24 protein-coding genes are annotated in these 22681 nt (G+C 72.8%); 19 read left to right on the top strand and 5 right to left on the bottom strand.

The window, feature by feature from the left end:
- Window positions 1-31: 31 nt before the first annotated feature.
- From ACE101_RS25965 to ACE101_RS25985, 5 genes are all read left to right on the top strand, one after another.
- Window positions 32-280 (top strand): pilus assembly protein PilZ, encoded by a 249-nt coding sequence (locus ACE101_RS25965; RefSeq protein WP_379135918.1) that lies wholly within the window; start codon window positions 32-34, stop codon window positions 278-280.
- A gap of 127 nt (window positions 281-407) precedes the next feature.
- Complete coding sequence (locus ACE101_RS25970) at window positions 408-1298, top strand: LysR family transcriptional regulator (protein WP_379135921.1); 891 nt, start codon at window positions 408-410, stop codon at window positions 1296-1298.
- Between the two features lie 114 nt (window positions 1299-1412).
- Window positions 1413-2768, top strand: a complete 1356-nt coding sequence (gene gudD / locus ACE101_RS25975; protein WP_379138943.1) for a glucarate dehydratase — start codon at window positions 1413-1415, stop codon at window positions 2766-2768.
- Window positions 2769-2804: 36 nt separating this feature from the next.
- Window positions 2805-3575, top strand: coding sequence for an HpcH/HpaI aldolase family protein (locus ACE101_RS25980; protein ID WP_379135924.1), 771 nt, complete (start codon window positions 2805-2807; stop codon window positions 3573-3575).
- Window positions 3576-3595: 20 nt separating this feature from the next.
- Window positions 3596-4477: a 2-hydroxy-3-oxopropionate reductase gene (locus ACE101_RS25985; RefSeq protein WP_379135926.1), complete on the top strand. Its 882-nt coding sequence runs from the start codon at window positions 3596-3598 to the stop codon at window positions 4475-4477.
- Window positions 4478-4822: 345 nt separating this feature from the next.
- On the opposite strand, the gene ACE101_RS25990 is transcribed toward ACE101_RS25985, so the two are convergent.
- Together ACE101_RS25990 and ACE101_RS25995 are read right to left on the bottom strand one after the other, a co-directional pair.
- Complete coding sequence (locus tag ACE101_RS25990; RefSeq protein ID WP_379135929.1) at window positions 4823-5071, bottom strand: hypothetical protein; 249 nt, start codon at window positions 5069-5071, stop codon at window positions 4823-4825.
- A gap of 183 nt (window positions 5072-5254) precedes the next feature.
- On the bottom strand, window positions 5255-5791 hold the full coding sequence (locus tag ACE101_RS25995; protein ID WP_379135931.1) for a response regulator: 537 nt from the start codon (window positions 5789-5791) through the stop codon (window positions 5255-5257).
- A 601-nt stretch (window positions 5792-6392) separates the two neighbouring features.
- On the opposite strand from ACE101_RS25995, the gene ACE101_RS26000 reads away from it, so the two are divergent.
- The 5 genes from ACE101_RS26000 (at window position 6393) to ACE101_RS26020 (ending at window position 11796) form a co-directional block, all read left to right on the top strand.
- A complete protein-coding gene (locus ACE101_RS26000) occupies window positions 6393-7238 on the top strand; it encodes an AAA family ATPase (protein WP_379135934.1) in 846 nt (281 codons plus the stop codon).
- 15 nt (window positions 7239-7253) lie between these two features.
- Entirely contained in the window at window positions 7254-7778 is a 525-nt protein-coding gene (locus tag ACE101_RS26005) for a SixA phosphatase family protein (protein WP_379135936.1), read from the top strand.
- A gap of 201 nt (window positions 7779-7979) precedes the next feature.
- Window positions 7980-9224: a hypothetical protein gene (locus ACE101_RS26010; protein WP_379135938.1), complete on the top strand. Its 1245-nt coding sequence runs from the start codon at window positions 7980-7982 to the stop codon at window positions 9222-9224.
- 97 nt (window positions 9225-9321) lie between these two features.
- Complete coding sequence (locus tag ACE101_RS26015) at window positions 9322-10767, top strand: YcjX family GTP-binding protein (protein WP_379135940.1); 1446 nt, start codon at window positions 9322-9324, stop codon at window positions 10765-10767.
- A 9-nt stretch (window positions 10768-10776) separates the two neighbouring features.
- Entirely contained in the window at window positions 10777-11796 is a 1020-nt protein-coding gene (locus tag ACE101_RS26020; RefSeq protein ID WP_379135943.1) for a YcjF family protein, read from the top strand.
- A gap of 160 nt (window positions 11797-11956) precedes the next feature.
- Here the strand turns inward: ACE101_RS26020 and pobA are convergent, their stop codons facing one another.
- The gene (pobA, locus tag ACE101_RS26025; RefSeq protein ID WP_379135945.1) at window positions 11957-13132 is read right to left on the bottom strand and encodes a 4-hydroxybenzoate 3-monooxygenase; all 1176 of its coding nucleotides are present in this window, start codon (window positions 13130-13132) and stop codon (window positions 11957-11959) included.
- 166 nt (window positions 13133-13298) lie between these two features.
- Between pobA and ACE101_RS26030 the strand changes: the two genes are divergently transcribed.
- The 3 genes from ACE101_RS26030 (at window position 13299) to ACE101_RS26040 (ending at window position 15800) form a co-directional block, all read left to right on the top strand.
- Window positions 13299-14189, top strand: coding sequence for a helix-turn-helix domain-containing protein (locus ACE101_RS26030; RefSeq protein WP_379135948.1), 891 nt, complete (start codon window positions 13299-13301; stop codon window positions 14187-14189).
- Between the two features lie 6 nt (window positions 14190-14195).
- Window positions 14196-15149, top strand: a complete 954-nt coding sequence (locus tag ACE101_RS26035) for an aldo/keto reductase (RefSeq protein WP_379135950.1) — start codon at window positions 14196-14198, stop codon at window positions 15147-15149.
- Window positions 15150-15404: 255 nt separating this feature from the next.
- Entirely contained in the window at window positions 15405-15800 is a 396-nt protein-coding gene (locus ACE101_RS26040) for a hypothetical protein (protein WP_379135951.1), read from the top strand.
- 4 nt (window positions 15801-15804) lie between these two features.
- Here ACE101_RS26040 and ACE101_RS26045 read toward each other — a convergent pair whose 3' ends face one another.
- Window positions 15805-16269 (bottom strand): tRNA (cytidine(34)-2'-O)-methyltransferase, encoded by a 465-nt coding sequence (locus ACE101_RS26045; RefSeq protein WP_379138946.1) that lies wholly within the window; start codon window positions 16267-16269, stop codon window positions 15805-15807.
- 105 nt (window positions 16270-16374) lie between these two features.
- Between ACE101_RS26045 and ACE101_RS26050 the strand changes: the two genes are divergently transcribed.
- The gene (locus ACE101_RS26050) at window positions 16375-18243 is read left to right on the top strand and encodes an ABC transporter ATP-binding protein (protein WP_379135954.1); all 1869 of its coding nucleotides are present in this window, start codon (window positions 16375-16377) and stop codon (window positions 18241-18243) included.
- A 71-nt stretch (window positions 18244-18314) separates the two neighbouring features.
- On the opposite strand, the gene ACE101_RS26055 is transcribed toward ACE101_RS26050, so the two are convergent.
- Complete coding sequence (locus tag ACE101_RS26055; protein WP_379135957.1) at window positions 18315-18779, bottom strand: outer membrane protein assembly factor BamE; 465 nt, start codon at window positions 18777-18779, stop codon at window positions 18315-18317.
- A 172-nt stretch (window positions 18780-18951) separates the two neighbouring features.
- Between ACE101_RS26055 and ACE101_RS26060 the strand changes: the two genes are divergently transcribed.
- From ACE101_RS26060 to ACE101_RS26080, 5 genes are all read left to right on the top strand, one after another.
- Window positions 18952-19500, top strand: a complete 549-nt coding sequence (locus ACE101_RS26060; RefSeq protein WP_379135960.1) for a ubiquinol-cytochrome C chaperone family protein — start codon at window positions 18952-18954, stop codon at window positions 19498-19500.
- 68 nt (window positions 19501-19568) lie between these two features.
- Window positions 19569-20069 carry a YceD family protein gene (locus ACE101_RS26065; protein WP_379135963.1) on the top strand — a complete coding sequence of 167 codons (501 nt, stop codon included), beginning with the start codon at window positions 19569-19571 and terminating at the stop codon, window positions 20067-20069.
- A 131-nt stretch (window positions 20070-20200) separates the two neighbouring features.
- Window positions 20201-21235 carry a phosphate acyltransferase PlsX gene (plsX, locus tag ACE101_RS26070; protein ID WP_379135965.1) on the top strand — a complete coding sequence of 345 codons (1035 nt, stop codon included), beginning with the start codon at window positions 20201-20203 and terminating at the stop codon, window positions 21233-21235.
- Window positions 21236-21255: 20 nt separating this feature from the next.
- Window positions 21256-22233, top strand: a complete 978-nt coding sequence (locus ACE101_RS26075) for a beta-ketoacyl-ACP synthase III (protein WP_379135967.1) — start codon at window positions 21256-21258, stop codon at window positions 22231-22233.
- A 109-nt stretch (window positions 22234-22342) separates the two neighbouring features.
- Complete coding sequence (locus ACE101_RS26080; RefSeq protein WP_379135969.1) at window positions 22343-22660, top strand: integration host factor subunit alpha; 318 nt, start codon at window positions 22343-22345, stop codon at window positions 22658-22660.
- Window positions 22661-22681: the final 21 nt, after the last annotated feature.

A 22681-nucleotide genomic window follows, 5' to 3' on the forward strand; every position in this document is an offset into this window, starting at 1 on the left:
TGGTCGGTTCGTGCGCAGCGGAACCGGACCCATGACCAGTGATCGCCGGACGACCTACCGGATGGATGCCTTCAAACTGGGATTGATCCGGCCCGCGGATGGCGAGCCGATCGATTGCCTGGTCTGGAACCGCACCGCGCTCGGCCTGATGCTGGAGGTCGAACCGGAGGCCGAGGTGCCGCCGCTCTTCCGCATCGTCGTCGAGTCGCTGCGGATCGACCGCGGGTGCCGCATCCGCTGGCGGCAGGGCCGCAAGCTCGGCGTCTCCTACGTCGATTGACCGCGCCCTCCGCCAAGCGACCCTGCCAGCGCTCGGCCGCCCGGCGCGGCGTCCACGTTTCGGGCCGCGGCACGACGCGCTATCGTGACCCCTTCGGATGGGACATCCGGAGCGGCCGGAGGCGCGCGTGCTCGAGTTCAGCCAGATCCGCTGCTTCGTCGCCGTCGCGGAGGAGCTGCATTTCGGCCGGGCGGCAGCTCGCCTCAGCATGACGCAGCCGCCCCTGTCGCGGCAGATCCAGGTGCTGGAGCGCGTCCTCGACGTGCAGCTCCTCGAACGCTCCAGCCGCTCCGTGCGCCTCACCGCCGCCGGCCGCAGCTTCCTGCCCGAGGCGGTGCGCATCCTGCGCCTCTCCGAGGCCGCCACCCACGTCACCCGGCAGGTCGCGGCCGGCCGGGCCGGCACGATCAAGCTCAGCTTCACCGCGGCCTCGGCCTACGACTTCCTGCCGAACCTCGTCACCGCCTGCCGTGCCGCGCTGCCCGACGTGACGCTCGCCCTGCGCGAGATGGTGACCAAGGACCAGATCGAGGAGCTGCTCGCCGGCCGCATCGACGCCGCCCTGGTGCGCCCACCGGTCACCCATCCCGAACTCGATTCCGTGCGCGCCCGCGCCGAGCCCCTGGTTGCCGCGCTCCCCGCCGGCCATCCGCTCGCCGCGCGCGAGGCCCTGGCCCTGGGGGATTTCGACGGCCTGCCCTTCATCGCCTATGCGCCGCACGAGGCGCGCTACTTCTACGACCTCGTCGCCGGCCTGTTCGCGGAGGCCCGGATCCAGCCCGACACCGTGCAGCAGCTCGCCCAGATCCATTCCATGCTCGCCCTGGTGCGGGCGGGGCTCGGCCTTGCCCTGGTGCCGCAGGCCGCCGAGCGCCTGCGCCTCGACGGTGTCGCCTACCGGCCCCTCGCCCTGGCGCGGCCGCGGCCGGTCGAGCTCGTCCTCGCGTGGCGACGCGACCACGACAATCCGCTGATCGCCCCGCTCGTCCGCTTGGTGGAGGCGGGGGCCGGGCCTTGAGCGATGCCCGCGCCGCATCGATCCATTCAGCCTTTGGCTTGGACGAGCATCGCCGGGTGGGCCTAGATGGGCATCAAGCACGGCGCGCCAGATGCCGTGGTCCGGGAGCACGCCATGGAGACCCATGCCGGCCGCACGCGCGGCCCCTCATCCACGCCGGTCGTCACCGCCATGCGGGTGGTGCCGGTGGCCGGCCGCGACAGCATGCTGCTCAACCTGTCGGGCGCGCACGGGCCGTTCTTCACCCGCAACCTCGTGGTCCTCACCGATTCGACGGGCGCCACCGGGCTCGGCGAGGTGCCGGGCGGCGAGCGCATCCGCCGGACCCTGGAGGAGGCCGGCGACCTCGTCATCGGCCAGCCCCTCGGCGCCTGGAACCGGGTGCTCGCCAGCATGCGGGCCCGCTTCGCCGACCGCGATGCCGGCGGGCGCGGGCTCCAGACCTTCGACCTGCGCGTCACCATCCACGCGGTCACGGCGGTGGAAGCCGCCTTTCTCGACCTGCTCGGCCAGTTCCTCGACGTGCCGGTGGCCGCGCTCCTCGGCGAGGGCCAGCAGCGCGACGCGGTCGAGATGCTGGGCTACCTGTTCTATGTCGGTGATCGCCGCCGCACGACCCTGCCGTATCGCGAGCCGGAGGCCGGCGACGGCTGGCTGCGCCTGCGCGACGAGGAGGTGCTGACGCCGGAGGCCGTGGCGCGCCTCGCGGAGGCCGCGCACGAAGCCTACGGCTTCAACGATTTCAAGCTCAAGGGAGGGGTGCTGCGGGGCGAGGAGGAGATCGCGGCGGTGACCGCGATCCACGAGCGCTTCCCCGCCGCCCGCGTCACCCTCGACCCGAACGGGGCGTGGTCGCTGGAGGAGGCGATCCGGCTCTGCCGGGGCCAGGGGCACGTGCTCGCCTACGCGGAGGATCCGTGCGGGGCCGAGAACGGCTTCTCGGGCCGCGAGATCATGGCCGAGTTCCGCCGGGCCACCGGCCTGCCCACCGCCACCAACATGATCGCCACCGACTGGCGGCAGCTGACCCATGCGGTGCAGCTTCACGCCGTCGACATTCCGCTCGCCGATCCGCATTTCTGGACGCTGGCGGGCGCGGTGCGCGTGGCTCAGACCTGCCGCGACCACGGCCTCACCTGGGGCTCGCACTCGAACAACCACTTCGACGTGTCGCTCGCCATGTTCACCCACGCGGCGGCGGCGGCGCCCGGCCGGGTCACGGCCATCGACACGCACTGGATCTGGCAGGACGGCCAGCGGCTCACGCGGGAGCCCCTGCGGATCCGGGGCGGCCTCGTGCGGGTGCCCGAGCGGCCGGGGCTCGGCATCGAGCTCGACTGGGCGGCGGTGGAGGAGGCGCACGCCCTCTACGAGCGCCACGGTCTCGGTGCCCGCGACGACGCCGCGGCGATGCAGTTCCTGATTCCCGGCTGGACCTTCGACCCCAAGCGCCCCTGCCTGGTGCGCTGAAGGATTCTCGTACTGAACGATCCGGAGAGAGCGACCATGGACATCCTCACCAACCGCTTCAAGGCCGGGCTCCGCGAGGGCCGTCAGCAGATCGGCCTGTGGTGCAGCCTCGCGAGTGCGATCACCACCGAGATCGTGGCCGGTTCCGGCTTCGACTGGCTGCTCCTCGACATGGAGCACTCGCCCAACGACCTGCGCGACATCTACGGCCAGCTCCAGGCCATGGCCGAGGGCAGCGCTTCCGCCGTAGTGCGGGTGCCGAGCGACGATCCCATCACCATCAAGCGCATCCTCGATGCGGGGGCGACCTCGCTGATGATCCCCAACATCGACGATGCCGAGCAGGCCCGCCGGGCGGTGGCGGCGACGCGCTACGCGCCGAACGGCATCCGCGGCTTCTCGCAGGCCCCGCGCGCCGCCCGCTTCGGCCGCATCCCGGACTACCACACCCGCTGCGAGGCCGAGATCGCGGTCGTGGTGCAGGTCGAGTCCCGCCGCGCCCTCGACAACCTGGAGGAGATCGCGGCGGTGGACGGCGTCGACGGCCTGTTCGTCGGCCCGGGTGATCTCTCGACCAGCCTCGGCTATCTTGGCCGCCAGAACCACCCCGACATCGTCGCGGTGATCGAGGAGACCATCGGGCGCATCCGGGCGACCGGCAAGGCGGCCGGCATCCTCACCGCCAACGAGGAACTCGCCGCCCGCTACGCCGCCGCCGGCACGCGCTTCACCGCCATCGGCTCGGATCTGGGACTGCTCGCGCGCAGCTCCGAGGCGCTGGCCGCGCGCTTCCGCGCCGGCCTCTGACCATCGCAGGGAGGATTCGCATGGACGTCGGATTCATCGGGCTCGGCATCATGGGCGCGCCCATGGCCGGGCACCTCATCGCGGGCGGGCACACGCTCCACCTCAAGAGCCGCCGCAGCGTGCCCGATCACCTCGTGGCGGCGGGCGGGCGCGCCTGCAAGAGTGCCGCCGAGGTGGCGGAGCGCTCCGACGTCGTCATTCTGATGGTGCCGGACACGCCGGACGTGGAGCTGGTGCTGTTCGGGGAGGACGGGGTCGCCGACGGGCTCCGCCCCGGCACGGTGGTGGTCGACATGAGTTCGATCTCGCCCATCGCCACCCGCGACTTCGCGGCCCGCATCGCCGGGAAGGGCGGCACCTACGTGGACGCGCCGGTCTCCGGCGGCGAGGTCGGCGCCAAGAACGCCGCGCTCTCGATCATGGTCGGCGGCAGCGCCGAGGCGGTGGCCCGGGTGCGCCCGCTCCTCGACCTGATGGGCAAGACCGTGACCCATGTGGGCGAGACCGGGGCCGGGCAGGTGGCCAAGGTGGCCAACCAGATCATCGTGGCGCTCACCATCGAGGCGGTGGCCGAGGGCCTGCTCTTCGCCTCCAGGGCGGGAGCGGATCCGGCCAAGGTCCGCGAGGCGATCACCGGCGGGCTCGCCACCTCGCGCATCCTCGAACTGCACGGGGAGCGGATGATCAAGCGCACCTTCGATCCGGGCTTCCGGATCGCGCTGCACCAGAAGGACCTCAACCTCGCCCTGGAGGGCGCGCGCAGCCTCGGCCTCAGCCTGCCCGGCACGGCGCTCGCCCAGCAGCTCTTCGCGGCCTGCGTGGCGAACGGGGCCGGGGGCTCGGATCACTCGGCGCTGGTGCGCGCCCTCGAGATCATGGGCAACCACAAGGTCGCGGAATAGAGCGCTTCCCGCCGGACTGGATCCCGGTTCGGCGCAAGGAAACGCGTCATACGGTTTCCGGATGATCGCTTCGCGATGCGGAAACCGGCCTCGCTCAGGCGCCGCGCGGGCTCCTGATACGGTTTCCGAAAGTGATCTTCCGGAAACCGTATCATACCAAATCCGCCTGATCCCTCGGCGCTTGCGAACGCCATCGCTGCCGGATGGCGGATTGGGACTTCGCTCGCCCGCCGCGCGGGCTTGCCGATCCGGCATCCGCTTCAATCAAGCGGATGCCGGATCGGACCAAAGACCGGGAGCGAGGCGTGCAGCCGGGGTGGCCGCCAGCCGGGCGGCCACCGGAGGTCAATCCTCCACGAAGTAGCCCGGAACCGGCCGGCCGCGCGGCACCACGACCACCGGCGCCCGCTCGAAGCGATCGACGGCGTAGGGGTTGACCCGCTCGTCGTACCACGCGCCGTAGCGGCGCTCGAGGCCCGCGCGCGGCCCGCCGGCCTGGGCGCCGGAGGCGTTGTACGGGGAGCCACCCTGCGCGAAGGCCGGGGCGGCCGCGACCAGCAGGGCCCCCGCGGCGAGGACAGGCTTGAGGATCATCGCTCATCTCCATCGTTGAGCCGCTCTCGCGGCCCTTCGGCCGCTCGGGCGGCGTGCCCCCCGGACGGGTGGGGCCGCCGCCGGGGCCCGAGCCCGGGCCGGCGCGGCGGCCGCGTGAAGACGACGTTCGCGCTCGCGAAAGGTTCGATCCGCCAGGTGCGGCAGCGCACAAGGCGCGGCCCGTCACGCCACCGGCGGCTCCGGATGGCGCACGGCGTGGTCGACCTGGGCCAGCACGTCGAGGGCGCGCCAGGGCTTGGGCATGTAGACGGCGCTCTCCGGCAGGTCCGCGGCGCGGCTGCGCGTGTAGCCCGAGGTGACCACGAGGCGCACCCCCGGCCAGAGCGTGTTCACGGCGCGGGCGAGCGCGACCCCGTCCATGTCCCCCGGCAGCCGCACATCCGTGAACACCATGGCGACGTCGTTGCCGCGCTCCCGCATCAGCGCCACCGCCGCTTCGCCGGTGTCGCAAGTGATGACGTCGAGCACCGTCTCCTTCAGGAGCGCCACCGCGAGATCGCGCACGGCCGGGTCGTCCTCGACGACCAGGACGAGCTGCGTCGGCTCCTGCGGCCCGTTCCGGTGCGCGGTGCCCTCCCGCCGCCCGACCGCGTCGCGGGCGAGCAGGAGATCGACGAGATCGCGCAGACGGTCCGGCAGCGTATCCTGCGGGGGCGGCCCGAAGACGTCCTGCAGCCCCCGTCCGACACCATGTGCCACGGCCGATTCCGAGCTGGTCTGGGCAGTCTGAAAGACAGTATCGGCACGACGCATCAGATATCCTCACGTAGGGCGCCCCACCGCCCATCCGGCTATCGCAGGTTAAATCTCACACAGAAGGAATGAGGCCGAGTGAGGTTGGTTTCAGCGTGGCATTACCTCGTGAAAGATGTGCGCAACTCAATCGCCCTAAACTTGTCGATCGCGGCAGGTGCGCTGGACATACCATGCCGGGGTAGGGGCGGCGCGGGCGAGCGGGGCCGCTGCCGATCCCGCCCGCGGTCCCGCCGGCCCACTTGACCCAGAGACGGGCCCCGGCCCGGCCGCCTGCCGCGACCCGCGACGATCACAACCGTGGCTGGTGGAACCATCGATGCAACAGCAGGGTTGGCGTCGTGCAGTGTGCAGCGTCTTGGCTCCTCTGCGGATCTCCTCCCTATACTGGGCCGTGCTGAAGAGGCACGGCCCTTTTTCGTCATTTTACCTGTGTTAGTCGGCGGTATTGCGTCAGGTTAATCTGCGCACCCGGTGCGGTGCCGGTCCGACTCGCCGTCGCGCGCATCATCGCTTATGTCCTGTCAAGCAGCAGGACGGAGGGCCGATGCGCTTCACCGGAACCGACACCTACGTCGCCTCGCAGGATCTCGCGGTGGCGGTCAATGCCGCCGTCACCCTGGAGCGCCCGCTCCTCGTCAAGGGCGAGCCCGGCACCGGCAAGACCGTGCTCGCCGAGGAGGTCGCCCGCGCCCTCGGCGCGCCGCTCCTCACCTGGCACGTCAAATCCACCACCAAGGCCCAGCAGGGGCTCTACGAGTACGATGCGGTCTCGCGCCTGCGCGATTCGCAGCTCGGCGACCCGCGGGTCTCGGACATCCGCCACTACATCCGGCGCGGCAGGCTGTGGGAGGCCTTCTCGGCCCCCGAGCGCCCGGTCCTGCTCATCGACGAGATCGACAAGGCCGACATCGAGTTCCCCAACGACCTGCTGCTCGAACTCGACCGCATGGAGTTCCACGTCTACGAAACGGGCGAGACCGTGCGGGCGGCGCGGCGGCCGGTCGTCATCATCACCTCGAACAACGAGAAGGAGCTGCCGGACGCCTTCCTGCGCCGCTGCTTCTTCCACTACATCCGCTTCCCGGACGCCGACACGCTGACGGCGATCGTCGCGGTGCATTACCCGGGCATCAAGCAGCGGCTGATCGAGGAGGCCCTGCGCGTCTTCTTCGAGGTGCGCGAGACCCCCGGCCTCAAGAAGAAGCCCTCGACCTCGGAGCTCCTCGACTGGCTGAAGCTGCTGATGGCCGAGGATATCGGGCCCGAGCAGTTGCGCGAGCGCGACCCCCGCAAGCTGATCCCGCCGCTGCACGGCGCGCTCCTGAAGAACGAGCAGGACGTTGGCCTGTTCGAGAAACTCGCCTTCCTGAGCCGCCGCGACGGCCGCTGACCGACCGAGGACCCGATGCGCCGCCTGATCCTCCTTCGCCACGCCAAGTCCGACTGGCCGGCCGGCATGGCCGACAGCGACCGGCCGCTCGCTGCCCGCGGTCGCGCGGCGGCGCCCCGCATGGCCGCCTACCTCGCCGAGGAGGGGCTGCGGCCCGACCGCGTGCTGGTCTCGCCCGCGCGCCGCACGCAGGAGACCTGGGCGCTGGTCCGGCCGTCCCTGCCCGAGGCCGCCGAGGAGCGGGTGCCGCAGATCTACGAGGCCTCGGCGTCGCGGCTCCTCGACGTGGTGCGCAGCGTGGACGACGGTGTCGCGACGCTGATGCTGGTCGGGCACAATCCCGGCCTGCAGGATCTCGGCCAGCTCCTCCTCTCCGACGCGGATCGCGACGGGTTGCGGGCCCTCTCGAAGAAATTCCCGACGGCGGGGCTCGCGGTGATCGATCTCGACGCGGCGGAGTGGTCGAAGGCGGGGCCCGGAACCGGCACGCTGGAGCGGTTCGTGACGCCCAAGAGCCTCGGCGCGGGCGAGGACGACTGAACCGGAAGGCAACTCGGCCGTTTCCCAGGCAGAGCGGCCTGAGCAAGTCTGCTCGTCGGTTTCGCATCGCCGCCGCCGCCGCCGAACCGGTGACCACGGCGGCGGGGGACGCGCCGGGCCGGCCCTGCGCGGGGAGGAACGACACGGTGAACGCATGACGCCGGCGGCCCCCGCCACCGCCCGGTCGGGCTGAGCCGGCCGATGCTGCTCGCCCCGCTCCTCGCCCTGGCCACGGCCCTGGGCCCCGCCGCCGACGCGACGGCCGCGCTGACGCGCGAGGGACTCGCGAGCGCCGGCGCGCGCTGGCGGCAGGCCGCCGCCGCCGCCGCGGCCGCGCCGCTCGCCGAGCCGCCGCTCTACCGACCCGAATCCCGCGCCGTCTCGAACTGGCGCGCCGAGACGCGGGCCTCCCTGCAACCCGTCTCCCTCGCGCTCGTCGCCGCGACGGCGCCGGTCGACCCGGCCTTCGTCGCCCGCTGCGTCAAGCTCAACAACTACTGGTGCATCAAGCGCGCGGGCTGGGACGGCGAGATCGGCGCCGATGCGGAGGGCCATACCGGCTTCGCCACGGCGGGGCAGGGGGCGGATGCCGCGGTGGCTCTGCTGCGCCGCTACTACACGGTGCTGGGGCGCCGCTCGGCCATCGCCATCGTGCGGCGCTGGGCCCCGGCCGAATGCGGCGCGCCCGTCGCCGCCCGCCGGCCGGCCCCGGCCGCGGCTCTTCCCGCCTCGCCCGCGCTCGCAGCGCTCGCCCCCCGGGGCCTCGGCCGCACCCTGCGGGCGCGCTATCTCGCGTCGCGCGGACGGCCCCTGCGCCGGGTCGCCCGCGCACCCGTCCCGTCATCCGCAATCAAGCCATCCGCGGCCTCTGCCGGGGTCGCGGCGGCGCCGGTCGCCGACGCCGCCCTGCGCGTCCAGCCCTGGTCGGCGCGGGCGCGGATGGCGGGGCGGGTGCGCGGGCGGCCCGGCGCAGGGGCTGCCCGCCCGCTGCCCGCCCGCGCCCGGCCGCTCCCGCTGATGGCGACGCCCTCGATCGCCACCGGTATCGGCGAGGCGCCGGCGCGCACCGCCGCCGTCACGCCCGCGCGCATCCTCGACGGCGACCGGCTCGTCGCCGAGGCCGCGGCGCTGCCGACCCTCACCTCGATCGCGGCCCTGCCGCTCTCCTGGCGCCCGCCCGCGCCGCTGTGCAGCTCGGACGAGGCGCGCATCCAGGCCTATGCGGCCCGCATCGCGGACAGCGTCGGGCTCAAGGCGGGCGACGATCTCGGCCTGTTCGACGCGGACGGGCGCGCCACCGGCCGGCTTGCCCCGGTGCTGCTCGCCATGTCGGCGGTGGAGCTGGGGCGCCTGCGGGCGACCCCGGCCCTCGTCGCTGCGGCGATCGGGCGGGCCGGGACGGGCGGTCCGCGGGCCGAGGCCCTGCCGACGCCGCACCGGCCGTGAGCGCCCCAACCTTGAGCGCCCCAACCTTGAGCGCCCTTGCGGAGCCGGCCCGCGGGCGCCACCTCCACCCCGTTCATCCAACGAGAGCGATCCCCTGGTGCTGCCCCTCCCCAGCTTCGTCGAGCGGGCCGGCTCGGCCGCCCGCGCCCTCGCCGAGGCGTCGAGCGACCTCCTCGTCCAGCCGACCGTGCGCCTCGGCGTCACCGGGCTCGCCCGCTCGGGCAAGACCGTGTTCACGGCGGCCCTCGTCCACCAGCTCACCGGCCTCAACCCGCTGCCGGCCCTGAAGGCCTCGCAGGAGGGCCGCCTGCGGCGGGCGCGCCTCGTGCCGCAGCCCGACGACGCGGTGCCGCGCTTTCCCTACGAGGAGCACATCGCCGCCCTCACGCAGGAGCGCCGCTGGCCGCGCTCCACCGACCGGATCAGCCAGCTGCGCCTCGCCGTCGAGTACGAGCGGAGGCCTGGCTGGCGCAGCGGCCCGGCGAGCCTGATGGTCGACATCGTCGACTATCCGGGCGAGTGGCTGCTCGACCTCGCGCTGATCGAGCAGACCTACGAGGGCTGGTCGCGGGAGACGATCGCGGCGGCCGAGCGCCCGGGGCGGGCGGCGGTCGCGGCGCCCTGGCTCGACACCCTGCGCGGCCTCGATCCGAACCAGCCCCTCGACGAGGTGCTGGCCGAGCGGGCGAGCGACGCCTTCAAGGCCTATCTGGCGGCGGTACGGGCGGGGCCGGAGGCGGTGGCCACCACGCCGCCGGGGCGCTTCCTGATGCCGGGCGACCTCGCGGGCTCGCCGGCGCTCACCTTCGCGCCGCTGGCCCTCACCGGCCCGACCGCCCCCGACAGCCTCGGCGGCCTGATGGAGCGCCGCTTCGAGGCCTACAAGAGCCGGGTGGTGGCGCCGTTCTTCCGCGACCATTTCCAGCGCATCGACCGGCAGATCGTGCTCGTGGACGTGCTCGCGGCGGTGGATGCGGGGACGGCGGCGCTGGCGGAGCTGGAGGACGCCCTCGACCGCGTCCTGTTCAGCCTGCGGGTCGGGCGCAACACGGTGCTGTCGCGCCTGTTCGCCCCGCGGGCGGACCGGATCCTGTTCGCCGCCACCAAGGCCGACCATCTCCACCACGCCAGCCACGACCGGCTCGACGCGCTGCTGCGCCTCCTCGTCGCCCGCTCCCTGCGGCGCACGGAGGCGGCGGGCGCCCGCGTCGGCACCGTGGCCCTCGCCTCGGTGCGGGCGACCCGCGAGACCCTGGTGCATGAGGGCGCCCACACCTTCCAGGCGGTGGCCGGCACCCCGGAGGCCGGCGAGACGATCGGCGACGAGGTCTTCGACGGCGAGACCGAGGCGGCGATCTTCCCCGGCGAACTGCCCGAGCGGCCGGAGGCGGTGCTGGAGGGGGCGGTGCCGCCCGGCTCCCTGCGCTTCCCGCGTTTCCGCCCGCCGCGCGTGCCGCCGGACGCCCTCGGCCGCCCCGGACGGCTGCCGCAGATCCGCCTCGACCGCGCCCTGCAATTCCTGATCGGCGACCGCCTCGCCTGAGACCGCCTCATGAGCCAGCCCCCGAAGCCCCGCGCCTTCCGCCTGCCCCCCGATCCTCCGCCCCCCGGCACCGGCCCCGGCGCGGAGACCCCGCTCGCCGACGGCGTGCGGGTGGTGGAGCAGCCCTTCGAGATCGTGGACGCGGCGGACGGCGTGCCGGTGCCGGTCGCGCCGCGATCGGGTCCGCCCTGGGCGACGCTGCTCCTCTCGGCGCTGGGCGGCCTCGCGAGCCTCGGCATCGGGCTTTCGGTCGAGCGGCTGATCGCCGACCTCTTCTCCGCCGCGCCCTGGCTCGGCGCCCTGGCCCTGGCGCTTCTCGGGCTCGCCCTCGTGGCGCTCCTCGCCCTCGTCTGGCGGGAACTCGCGGGTGTGCTGCGCGAGCGGCGCATCGAGGCGATCCGCGAGGCGGCCCTGGAGGCGCTGGCCTCGCGCGATCACACCGCCGCCAAGGCCGTGGTGCGCGACGTCTCCGCCCTCTACGCCGACCGGCCGGGCTTCGCCGCCGCGCGCGGGCGCCTCGACACGGTGGCGGAGGCGATCCTCGACGTGGAGGACCGGCTCGGCATCGCCGAGCGCGAGCTGCTCGGCCCTCTCGACCGCATGGCCAAGGCCGCGGTGGCGGACGCGGCCAAGCAGGTCTCGGCGGTGACGGCGCTCAGCCCGCGGGCGATCGTGGACGTGGCCTTCGTGGTCTTCGCGGCGGTGCGGCTGCTGCGGCGGGTGGCGACGATCTATGGCGGGCGCCCGGGCCTGTTCGGCTTCCTGCGGCTCGCCCGCGCGGCCTTCGCGCATCTCGCGGTCACGGGCGGCGTCGCGGTGGGCGACAGCCTCATCCAGCAGGTGCTGGGCCTGGGCGTGGCCGCCCGGATCTCGGCGAAGCTCGGGGAGGGCGTGCTCAACGGCCTGATGACGGCTCGCTTCGGCCTCGCCGCGCTGGCCGTGTGCCGCCCGTTGCCCTTCCTGCGCGAGCCCGCCCCGCGGCTGGGCGATGTCGCGGGGGAGCTGATCCGCACCGGGGAGGGAGAGTGATCCGGCTTCCGGACGATGGGTTCAGCGTGGCTGTTCTTGGCGACTCCGATGGCCATACCGCTCGCGACCGATGAGGAGCGAAGGGGTGCCAGGGACGCGGGGCTCATCACGCCACGCGCGTCGGTTCGGGCCGCCCAAAACTGATCGCCCGGACATCCGATCACTCCAGCGGCAGCCCCACGTAATTCTCCGCCAGCACCGTCTGCGCCGCCGCCGAGCCGCGGATATAGGCGAGTTCGGCCACCTGCATCCGGCGGGCGAAGGCGTCCATGTCGGGGAAGCGGTGGGTGAGGCCGGTGAACCACCAGCTGAACCGTTCCGCTTTCCACACCCGCGCCAGCGCCCGGGCCGAATAGCCGTCGAGGCCGGCCGAATCCCGGTCCGCGTAGTGCTGCACCAGGGCCTCGGCCAGCATGGCGACGTCCGACACCGCGAGGTTCATGCCCTTGGCCCCGGTGGGCGGCACGATGTGGGCGGCGTCGCCCGCCAGGAACAGGCGGCCGTGGCGCATCGGCTCAGCCACGAAGCTGCGCAGGGGGGCGATGCTCTTCTCGAAGGAGGGACCGCGCACCAGCCCCTCCGCGGCCGCCGGCCCGAGGCGCAGGGCCAGCTCGTCCCAGAAGCGATCGTCCGGCCAATCCTCGATGCGTTCGTCGAGCCCGACCTGCACGTAGTAGCGGCTGCGCCGGGCCGAGCGCATGCTGGCCAGCGCGAAGCCGTTGCGGTGGTTGGCGTAGATCAGCTCGTGGTTGACCGGCGGGACCTCCGCCAGGATGCCGAGCCAGCCGAACGGATAGACCCGCTCGAAGACCCGGAGCACCTCGGCCGGGATCGCCGCCCGGCTCACCCCGCGGAAGCCGTCGCAGCCGGCGATGAAGTCGCAGGCGAGGCTGCGGCTCTCGCCGCCCGCCCGGTAGCGGATGGTGGGCGAGGGCGTCGCGACGCCCTCCAGCGCCACCTCCTCGGCCTCGAAGACGATCCGCACGCCGCGCGCCCCGGCGGCGTCGAAGAGGTCGCGCATCACCTCCTGCTGGCCGTAGACCGTGACCGCCGAGCCCCCGGTGAGCGCCGCCATGTCGATGCGGAAGATCTCGCCGTCATAGGCGAGGTTGGTGCCCGTATGGACGAGGCCCTCCGCCTTCAGGCGCGCGTGGAGGCCGAGGCGTTCGAGCAGGGCGACGGTGCCCTGCTCCAGCACGCCCGCGCGCACCCGGCCCTCCACGTAGTCGCGGGTGCGCCGCTCCAGCACCACGGCGTCGATGCCGGCCCGGGCGAGCAGGTGGGCGAGGAACAGGCCGGCGGGGCCGGCCCCGATGATGGCGACCTGCGTGCGCATGCGCGACTCCTTGAAGCGTGTCTCCCGGACCGCGGCGCTTCTCGTGGCGCGCGGCCTCCGTCTCCGAGCCGGATGATGCGCCCGCGCCCCCGCCCTGGCGATGGACGCGGCGGCGAATAAGTTGGATTTCTTGCATCCCCCGGCTCCTCGGAGGACGTCGCCCGCGATGCCCGCACCGTCCGCACAAGTGCCTGTGATCCCGCACTTCTTCCTCTACGGGGAGGCGCCGCGGGACGTGGATGACCGCTTCCTGCACTTGGAGGCGCTGGACGATCGCAGCCGGCCGAACCGCTGGAGCATCCGTCCCCACGTCCATGCCGGCCTGCACCAGATCCTGCACCTGCCCGCGGGGGGCGGGGTGATGCGGGCGGAGGCCGAGACGATCTCCTTCGCGGCGCCCTGCTTCCTGCTGGTGCCGGCGGGCACCGCGCACGGGTTCCGCTTCGCGGACGAGACCGTCGGCACCGTGCTGACCCTCTCGGAGCGCTACTGGCGCGACCTCGCCCGGCGCGAGCCCGACCTCGCCGGGCTGTTCGCGGCCCCCGGCGCGCTCCCCGCCGACCCGGCGGGCGGGGCGGGCGAGAGCATCGCGGAACTCGCCCGCGAACTCGCCTGGGCGGCGCCGGGCCGGCGGGCGGCGATCGAGGGGCACCTCCTCGTGCTCCTCGTCGCGGTGCTGCGGCAGCGCCGGGCGGCACAGGGCGCTCTCGCGCAGCAGCCCGGGCCGCAGGCGGTGCTGGTGGCCCGGTTCCGCGAGGCGGTGGAGGCGCGCCACCGGGAGGAGCGGCCCCTCGACGCCTATGCGCGCGACCTCGGGGTGACGGCGGCCCGGCTGCGCGCCGCCGTCCGGGCGGTGACGGGCGCGAGTCCCGGCCGGCTCATCCGCGACCGGCGGCTCCTCGAAGCCAAGCGCACGCTGCTCTACTCGGACCTCGCCGTCGCGGAGGTGGCCTACAGCCTCGGCTTCTCCGACCCGGCCTATTTCTCCCGTTTCTTCGCCAAGGGCACCGGCGAGGCGCCGCGCGCGTTTCGCGAACGGCGCGGCGCGACGGAGTGAGACCGGATGAGCGGGATGGATGCGGGTTCCACGCGCAGGGCCGTGCTCCAGGGGGCCGCCGCCCTCGCCACGGGCCTTCCCGCGACGGGCCTTCCCGCGACGGGCCTTCCCGCGATGGGCCTGCCCGCGCGGGCGGAGGGAACCGGCATGCTGACGCGCACCATCCCGTCGAGCGGCGAGAGCCTGCCGGTGATCGGGCTCGGCACCTGGCTCGGCTTCGATGTCGGGGAGGGCGAGGCGGAGCGGGAACGGCTCGGCGCCGTGGTCCGCATCCTCCTCGACGGCGGCGGGCGGGTGATCGATTCCTCGCCGATGTACGGCCGCGCGGAGGGGGTCGTCGGCGATCTCCTCGCCGGATCCGGCGCACGGCCCCGCGCCTTCCTCGCCACCAAGGTCTGGACCAGTGGGCGCGCGGCCGGGCTCGCGCAGATGCGCCAGTCCTTCGCGCGGCTGCGCACCGATCGCGTCGACCTGATGCAGATCCACAATCTCGTCGACTGGCGCACGCACCTGCCGGCGCTGCGGGCCTGGAAGCAGGAGGGCCGGATCCGCTACCTCGGCATCTCGCACTACACCGAGAGCGCCTTCGACGCGGTCGAGGCCGTGCTGCGGGCCGAGCGCCTGGATTTCCTGCAGATCAACTACGCCCTCGACGACCGGGCGGCGGAAGCGCGGCTGCTGCCGCTCGCGGCCGAGCGGGGCGTCGCCGTGCTGGTCAACCGGCCGTTCGGCGGGGGCGGGCTGCTGCGGCGCCTGAAGGACCGTCCGCTGCCGGACTACGCCGCCGCCCTCGGCTGCGGAAGCTGGGCCGAGATCCTGCTCAAGTTCGTGCTGAGCCATCCGGCGGTGACCTGCGCGATCCCGGGCACCGGCCGGCCGGAGCACATGGCCGCGAACCTGCGCGCCGCCACCGGCCCGCTCCCCGATGCCGATCTGCGCCGCCGGATGGCGGAAATCTGAACGACAGTTCAGGTCGAGGCACAGTCAAGCTCGCGCGGCGGCAGACGAGGTCAAGCTTTCGCGGCTGCACGGCGCGGCGAAACGCCTCCATCCGGTAGTGTCCTTCAGCTGGAACCAGGCGCGGTCGCCGCATTTCCGCCCGCTCTCCCTGGTTAATACCCTTCATCCAAGCCATCGCCGAGGTGAGCGCGACGGGGGTCGTACCCCGAGGCGCGCCCGGTCCGGGTCGTGCCCGGTGTCATTCGAGGGGACCTCATGCTCATCAAGTCCGTCGTCGCCGCACTCACCGTCAGCGCTGGGCTGGTATCGTCGCTGCCGGCCCTCTCGGGCGAGGGCCGCGGCTACAACGGCACTTGGACCGTGCAGCTCGTCACCGAATCGGGCCTGTGCGACAGCCGCTACGTCGTCTCCCTCGCGGTGCGGGACGGGGACGTCCGGCTCGCCTCGCTGGGCGAGGGCGGCGCCACGGTGAGCGGGCGCGTCGGCGAGAACGGGAGCGTCGGCCTCACCGTCCGCAAGGGCTCCGCGAGCGGTGCGGCCTCCGGCCATCTCCAGGCCAGCTCCGGCTCCGGCACGTGGTCGGTTTCCTCGCTCTGCTCGGGCCGCTGGACCGCGCAGCGCCGCTCGACGCGCATCGCCCAGGCGGATTGAGTCTTCAGGCTGCCGGAAATCCGGCCGTCTGCCGCATCGCCTCGCCGAGAATCATGGCGGCGGCGACCGCGACGTTGAGGGAGCGCAGGCCCGGCCGCAGCGGGATCACCACGCGGGCCTCCGCCGCCGCGTGCACCGCCTCCGGCACGCCGGCGGATTCGCGCCCGACGAGCAGGCAATCGTCCGGCCCGTAGGCGAAGTCCGTATAGGGCAGGGCCCCCGCCGTGGTGGCGAGGACGAGGCGGATCCCCGCCTCCCGGCGCCATCCCTCGAAGGCCGCGAAGGAGCGGTGCCGCGTGATCGCCACGTGGTCGAGATAATCGAGGCCCGAGCGGCGCAGGTGCCGGTCGGAGACGTCGAATCCCGCCGGCTCGATGATCTCGACGGCCGCCCCGAGGCAGGCGGCGAGCCGCAGCATCGTGCCGGTGTTCTGCGGGATGTCGGGCTGGTAGAGGGCGAGGCGCAGCATCGGATGGCGGGGCGAGGGCGTAAAGACCTGCGGCATCGCCCCCCGGTTGGCAGGCCGTCAAGGCGGAATACCTAACCGGGTCCGTTTCCCCGAGAAGGCTCCGGCATGTTCCTCGACTGGCTCGAGCGCCGCATCGATCCGTTCGCGCCCTTCGACGAAGGGCGCCAGCCCCCCGGCACGGTCGCGGGCTTCGCCGGCTACTACCTGCGCCCGGTGCGCAAGGCCCTCGCGGTGCTGTTCGTCGTCGGCCTCGCCGCCGGCACAGTGGAGGCCTCCCTCTACCTGCTGATGGGCTGGTTCGTGGACATCCTGGCGAAGTCCGAGCCCGCGACCCTGTGGACGGCGCACGGCACCGGCCTCGTCCTCGCCGGGCTCCTCGTCCTCGTGGTGCGGCCGTGCCTGTCCTGGCTGCACGAGGCGCTCTCGAACCAGCTCGTGGTGCCCCAGACCACCAACATGGTCCGCTGGCGCACCCACCTCTACACGCTCGGCCACTCGCTCTCCTACTTCCAGGCCGATTTCGCCGGGCGGCTCGCCAACCGGGTCACCCAGGTCGGCCCGGCGGTGCGCGAGCTGGCGGTCGTGTTCATCGACACGCTGCTCTACGTGGCGATCTTCGCGGTGACCGCGGTCGGGCTGTTCTCCTCGATCAGCCCCTGGCTGGTGCTGCCCGTCGCGGTCTGGATCCTCGCCTATGCGGGGCTCACCAGCTACTTCGTGCCCCGCGCCCGCGCCCGCTCGCTCCAGGTCGCCGACACCCGCTCGGCGTTGATCGGGCGCATCGTCGACAGCTACACCAACATCCTGACGGTGAAGCTCTTCGCCCGCGACCGCGAGGAGCGCTCGGCGGTGCGCGAGGCGACGACCGCCCATACCGACGCCTACCTGCACTCGTTCCGGCTCATCACCGCCACCACGGCTGCGCTCTCGCTCCTCAACTCGACGCTGATCGTGGCGACGGCGGGGGCGGTCCTGGCGCTGTGGTCGCAGGGGCGCATGACCACCGGCGAGGGGGCGGCGGGGCTCGCTCTAGTGCTGCGCCTCATCGCCATGTCGGGCTGGGTGATGCAGACCGTGCGCGGGCTGTTCGAGAATATCGGCGTGATCCAGGAGAGCATGCAGACCATCGCCCGCCCGCACGCCATCGTGGACCGGGCGGGGGCGGGCGACCTCGCGGTGACGCAGGGCGCCATCGCCTTCGAGCAGGTGAGCTTCCATTACGGCCGCGAGGATCGCGGGGTGATCGAGGGCCTGAGCTTCGCGATCCGGCCCGGCGAGAAGGTCGGCCTCGTCGGCACCAGCGGCGCGGGCAAGACCACCATCACCTCGCTGCTCCTGCGCCTGCACGACCTCGAAGGCGGGCGCATCCTCATCGACGGGCAGGACATCGCGGGGGTCACGCAGGATTCCCTGCGCCGCCAGATCGCGGTGGTGACCCAGGACACCTCGCTCCTGCACCGCTCGATCCGCGACAACATCGCGTATGGCCGGCCGGAGGCGAGCGAGGCGGAGATCGTCGCGGCGGCGCAGCTCGCCCACGCGCACGACTTCATCGCGGATCTGGAGGACCACAAGGGCCGCCGGGGCTACGCCGCCCAGGTGGGCGAGCGGGGCGTGAAGCTCTCGGGCGGGCAGCGCCAGCGCATCGCCATCGCCCGGGTGATCCTGAAGGACGCGCCGATCCTGATCCTCGACGAGGCGACCTCGGCCCTCGATTCGGAGGTCGAGGCGGCGATCCAGGGCTCCCTCGACACGCTGATGCAGGGCAAGACGGTGCTCGCCATCGCGCATCGCCTCTCGACCATCGCGGCCCTCGACCGGCTGATCGTGCTCGACCGCGGCCGGATCGTGGAGGAGGGCCGGCACGCGGAGCTGGTCCGCCGCGGCGGTCTCTATGCGCGGCTGTGGGAGCGCCAGTCGGGCGGGTTCCTGGGGGTGGGCGAGCGCGAGGGCTTCGATCAGGCGGCGGAGTAGGGTGCGCAGACCGGGCAGCCGGGGTCGGCTGACGCCGGCCACGCGGCACGAGGAGGGGCCCCGGCCGGGGCCTACTGCGCGTTGCGGAAGGGCTCGTACTTGGTCAGGCCGCGCAGGAGCTGGCCGAGGAAGGCCTGCTCGCCGCCGCTCGTCGGCGTCGTGCGCGAGATGAAGTCGAACACCCGGCCGTCCTGCTGGCCGTAGAGCGCCACGCGCTCCACCTTGAAGCCCTGGTTGAAGTAGACGGCGAGCACGCGCTGGTCCTCGGTGCTCTCGCCCATGAACATGACCGTGCGCTTGGTGTTCTGGCTGATGTAGTACCAGGACTTGTTGCCCACCGTGGAGACGGTGGTGGGCGTGCCGAGGAGCTGCAGCACCTGCTCGGCGCTGGCGCCCGGCTTCACCTGGGCGACGGCGGCCTCGTCGATGAGATAGCCGCGGCGGAACTCTTCTCCGATCACGCAGCCGGCGACCGACAGGCCGATGAGACCTGCCGCGGCGAGGCGGGTGAGCGACGGGATGAAGCGACGCGGCATCGCGGCCCTCTGAACAGCGCAAGCGGACGGCGCCCTTGCGCCGGAACGGAGCGCTGCCGTACCCCGGGGTTGTGGCGTTGGCAAGGCACGGCCAAGGTTCGGCCATACCCGGAAACGGGTGTTGCTCGCGAAAACCCCTCGACAGCGCAAGGGCTTCGGGTACGGAGGAGGGATGATCCGCAATCTGTTCCGGCGCGATGACGGGCGCCGCCGCGCCATCGAGGCGCTGCACATCCGCATCAACGACGCGGCCCGGGTGCCGGCCCTCTACCGCGATCTCGGCGTGCCCGACACCGTGGAGGGCCGCTTCGAGGCCCTGTGCCTGCACGTGATCCTCACCCTGCGCCGGCTGCGGCACCTGCCGCCGCCGGCCGAGGACATCGCCCAGGACCTCGTCGATTCGGTCTTCGCGCAGCTCGATTCCTCCCTGCGGGAACTCGGCGTCGGCGATTTCGGCGTGTCCAAGCGCATGAAGAAGCTGGCCCAGGCCTTCTACGGCCGGGCGGCCGCCTATGACGGGGCGCTCGATGCGGGCGACGGGGAGGCGCTGGCGGCGGCGCTCGCCCGCAACGTGCTCGGGCGCGACGAGGCGGGGAGCGCCCGGCCGCTCGCCGCCTACGTGATGGCCGGCGCCGAGGCCCTCGCGGGGCAGGACCTCGCCCGCCTGATGGCGGAGGGGCCGGCCCTGCCCGATCCGGCCCGCTTCCGCGGCCCCGCTTGACCTGATCGGAACCCGTCGCGCCGCCCCGCGTGGATTCCCATATCCCCCTTCTCGACAGGAGCGCTCCCATGACCCCCGATTCCATCGGTCCGCTGTCCCGCCCGGTCATGGTGGAGCGCGCCCTCAAGGCGGGGCAGGAGATCGTGGTCGAGGCCGATGCGGAGGAGCGTGCGGCGCTCGCCCGCGATTTCGGACTCCCGGCGATCCACAGCCTCACCGGGCGCTTCCGCCTCGCGGGCTCGCTCCACCGGCTCCAGGTGACCGGGACCGTCGAGGCGGCCATCGCGCAAACCTGCGTGGTGACCCTCGACCCCTTCGACTCGCAGATGCGCGAGGAGGTGGAGGTCGATTTCGCCGCACCCGACGCCTTCGCGGGCACCCCGGCCGAGGATGCCGACATCCCCGACCCGATCGTCAACGGCCGCGTCGATCTCGGCAGCCTGACCGCGGAGTTCCTGGCGCTCGGCCTCGATCCCTATCCGCGCAAGCCCGGCGTCGCCTTCGAGCCGCCGGAGGCCGAGGCGGCGGAGAACCCCTTCGCGGGCCTCGACCGCCTGAAGGGCGAATGAGGCCCCTGCCGGAAGGGCCGACATCCTCCCGGCAGAATTCGTTTGCGGCCCGGCGTCAGGCCGCTATTTTCCGCCGCGCCGCGGCACCCCCCCGTCCCCCCGCCGCCGGAACGAGGCTCATCGACGTCCCCATGTCCCAGAGAGTGCGCATCTCGCTCGACGCGATGGGCGGCGATCATGGTCCGTCGACGGTGGTGCCCGGGGCGGCGATCGCCCGCGAGCACCATCCCGAGACGACCTTCCTGATGTTCGGCGACGAGGCGATCATCGGGCCGATGGTGGAGGCCGAGCCGCGCCTCAAGGGCGCCGTCGAGATCCGCCACACCAGCGTGGCGGTCTCCATGGACGACAAGCCGAGCCAGGCGGTGCGCACCGGCCGCGGCAAGTCCTCCATGTGGAAGGCGATCCAGGCCGTGCGCGACGGCGAGGCCGAGGCCGCGGTCTCGGCTGGCAACACCGGCGCGCTGATGGCGATGTCGAAGATCTGCCTCAAGACCATGGCGCATATCGAGCGCCCGGCCATCGCCTGCCTGTGGCCGACGGTGCGCGGCGAGAGCGTGGTGCTCGACGTCGGCGCCACCATCGGCACGGATGCCAACCACCTCGTCGACATGGCGCTGATGGGGGCCGCCATGGCCCGCATCGTGTTCGATCTCGACCGGCCGACGGTGGGGCTCCTCAACGTCGGCACCGAGGAGATCAAGGGCAACGAGGCCGTGAAGGAGGCCGCCCGCCTCCTGCGCGAGGCCGATCTGCCCAGCTTGCGCTACCACGGCTTCGTGGAGGGCACCGATCTCGGCCGCGGCACCACCGACGTGGTGGTGACCGAGGGCTTCACCGGCAACATCGCCCTCAAGACCGCCGAGGGAACCGCCAAGCAGATCGCCACGTATCTCAAGGGAGCGATGAGCCGCACCCTGATGGCGAGGATCGGCTACCTGTTCGCGCAGGGCGCCTTCGAGGCCCTGCGCGAGAAGATGAACCCGAGCCGCGCCAATGGCGGCGTCTTCCTCGGGCTCGAAGGCATCGTCATCAAGAGCCACGGCTCGGAGGATGCGCACGGCTTCGCGGCGGCGATCGACCTCGCCACCGACATGGCCCGTCACGATCTGATGCGGACGATCCGCGACATGCTCGAGGCCACGCCGGCGACGGCCTCGGCGTGAGGGAGGAGGACCCCACCCCAATGACCCGCCTTCGCTCGGTGGTGCGGGGCTGCGGCTCCTATCTGCCGCAAACCGTCGTCACCAACGACGACCTCGCCGCCCGCGTCGACACCTCGGACGAGTGGATCGTCCAGCGCACCGGCATCCGCCAGCGCCACATCGCCGGTCCGGACGAGACCACCTCGGTGCTCGGCATCCGGGCGGCGAAGGCCGCGCTCGCCGCGGCGGATCTCGATCCGGCGAGCATCGACCTCATCGTCTGCGCCACCTCGACCCCGGACCACACCTTCCCCTCGACGGCGACGCAGATCCAGGACGGGCTCGGCATCCATGGCGGTGCCGCCTTCGACCTGCAGGCGGTCTGCGCCGGCTTCGTCTACGCGGTCGCCACCGCCGACAAGTTCCTGACCACCGGCGCGGCCAAGCGCGCCCTCGTGATCGGCGCCGAAACCTTCTCTCGCCTCCTCGACTGGGAGGACCGCACCACCTGCGTGCTGTTCGGCGACGGGGCCGGGGCGATCGTGCTGGAGGCGCAGCCCGGCGAGGGCCATTCGGGCGACCGCGGCGTGCTCACCAGCCACCTGCGCTCGGACGGGCGCTACCGCGAGAAGCTCTACGTCGATGGCGGGCCGGGCTCCACCGGCACCACCGGCAAGCTCCGGATGGTGGGCAAGGAGGTCTTCCGCTTCGCGGTGGGCTCGGTCACCGACGTGGTCGCGGAGGCCTTCGCGGCCACCGGCACCACGGCGGAGGATCTCGACTGGTTCGTGCCCCACCAGGCCAACCGCCGCATCATCGAGGCGTCCGCCGACAAGCTCGGCATCGCCCGCGAGAAGGTGGTGCTCACCGTCGACCGGCACGGCAACACCTCGGCGGCCTCGATCCCGCTCGCCCTCGACGCCGCCTGCCGGGACGGGCGCATCAAGCGGGGCGACCTCGTGATGATCGAGGCGATCGGCGGCGGCTTCGCCTGGGGCAGCGCGCTGATCCGCTGGTAGCCGGACGGTTCCGGAAACATCCGGTTGACCCAGCGGGCGCGCCCGATTAGCGTGCCCGATCATAGACATATTTCGATTTCTTGAGAATCGCCGCCGGGGAGCAGTCAGGATGGCAGGCAAGACGGTCACGCGGGCTGACCTGACCGAGGCCGTCTATCAGCGGGTGGGCCTGTCGCGGACCGAGTCGGCGGCCCTCGTGGAGACGGTGCTGTCGGAGATCTGCGCCTGCCTCGCCTCCGGCGAGACCGTGAAGCTGTCCTCCTTCGGATCCTTCGTGGTGCGCGACAAGGGAAAGCGCGTCGGGCGCAACCCCAAGACCGGCGTCGAGGTGGCGATCGAGCCGCGCCGGGTGATGGTGTTCAAGCCCTCGAACGTCCTCAAGGCCCGCATCAACGGCGGTCCGGTGGAGGCCGAGGAGGAATCGTGATCCGCGCCGGGGCGCCGTGCT

This window comes from Methylobacterium carpenticola, assembly GCF_042748905.1.
GTDB classification, from domain to species: Bacteria; Pseudomonadota; Alphaproteobacteria; order Rhizobiales; family Beijerinckiaceae; genus Methylobacterium; species Methylobacterium carpenticola.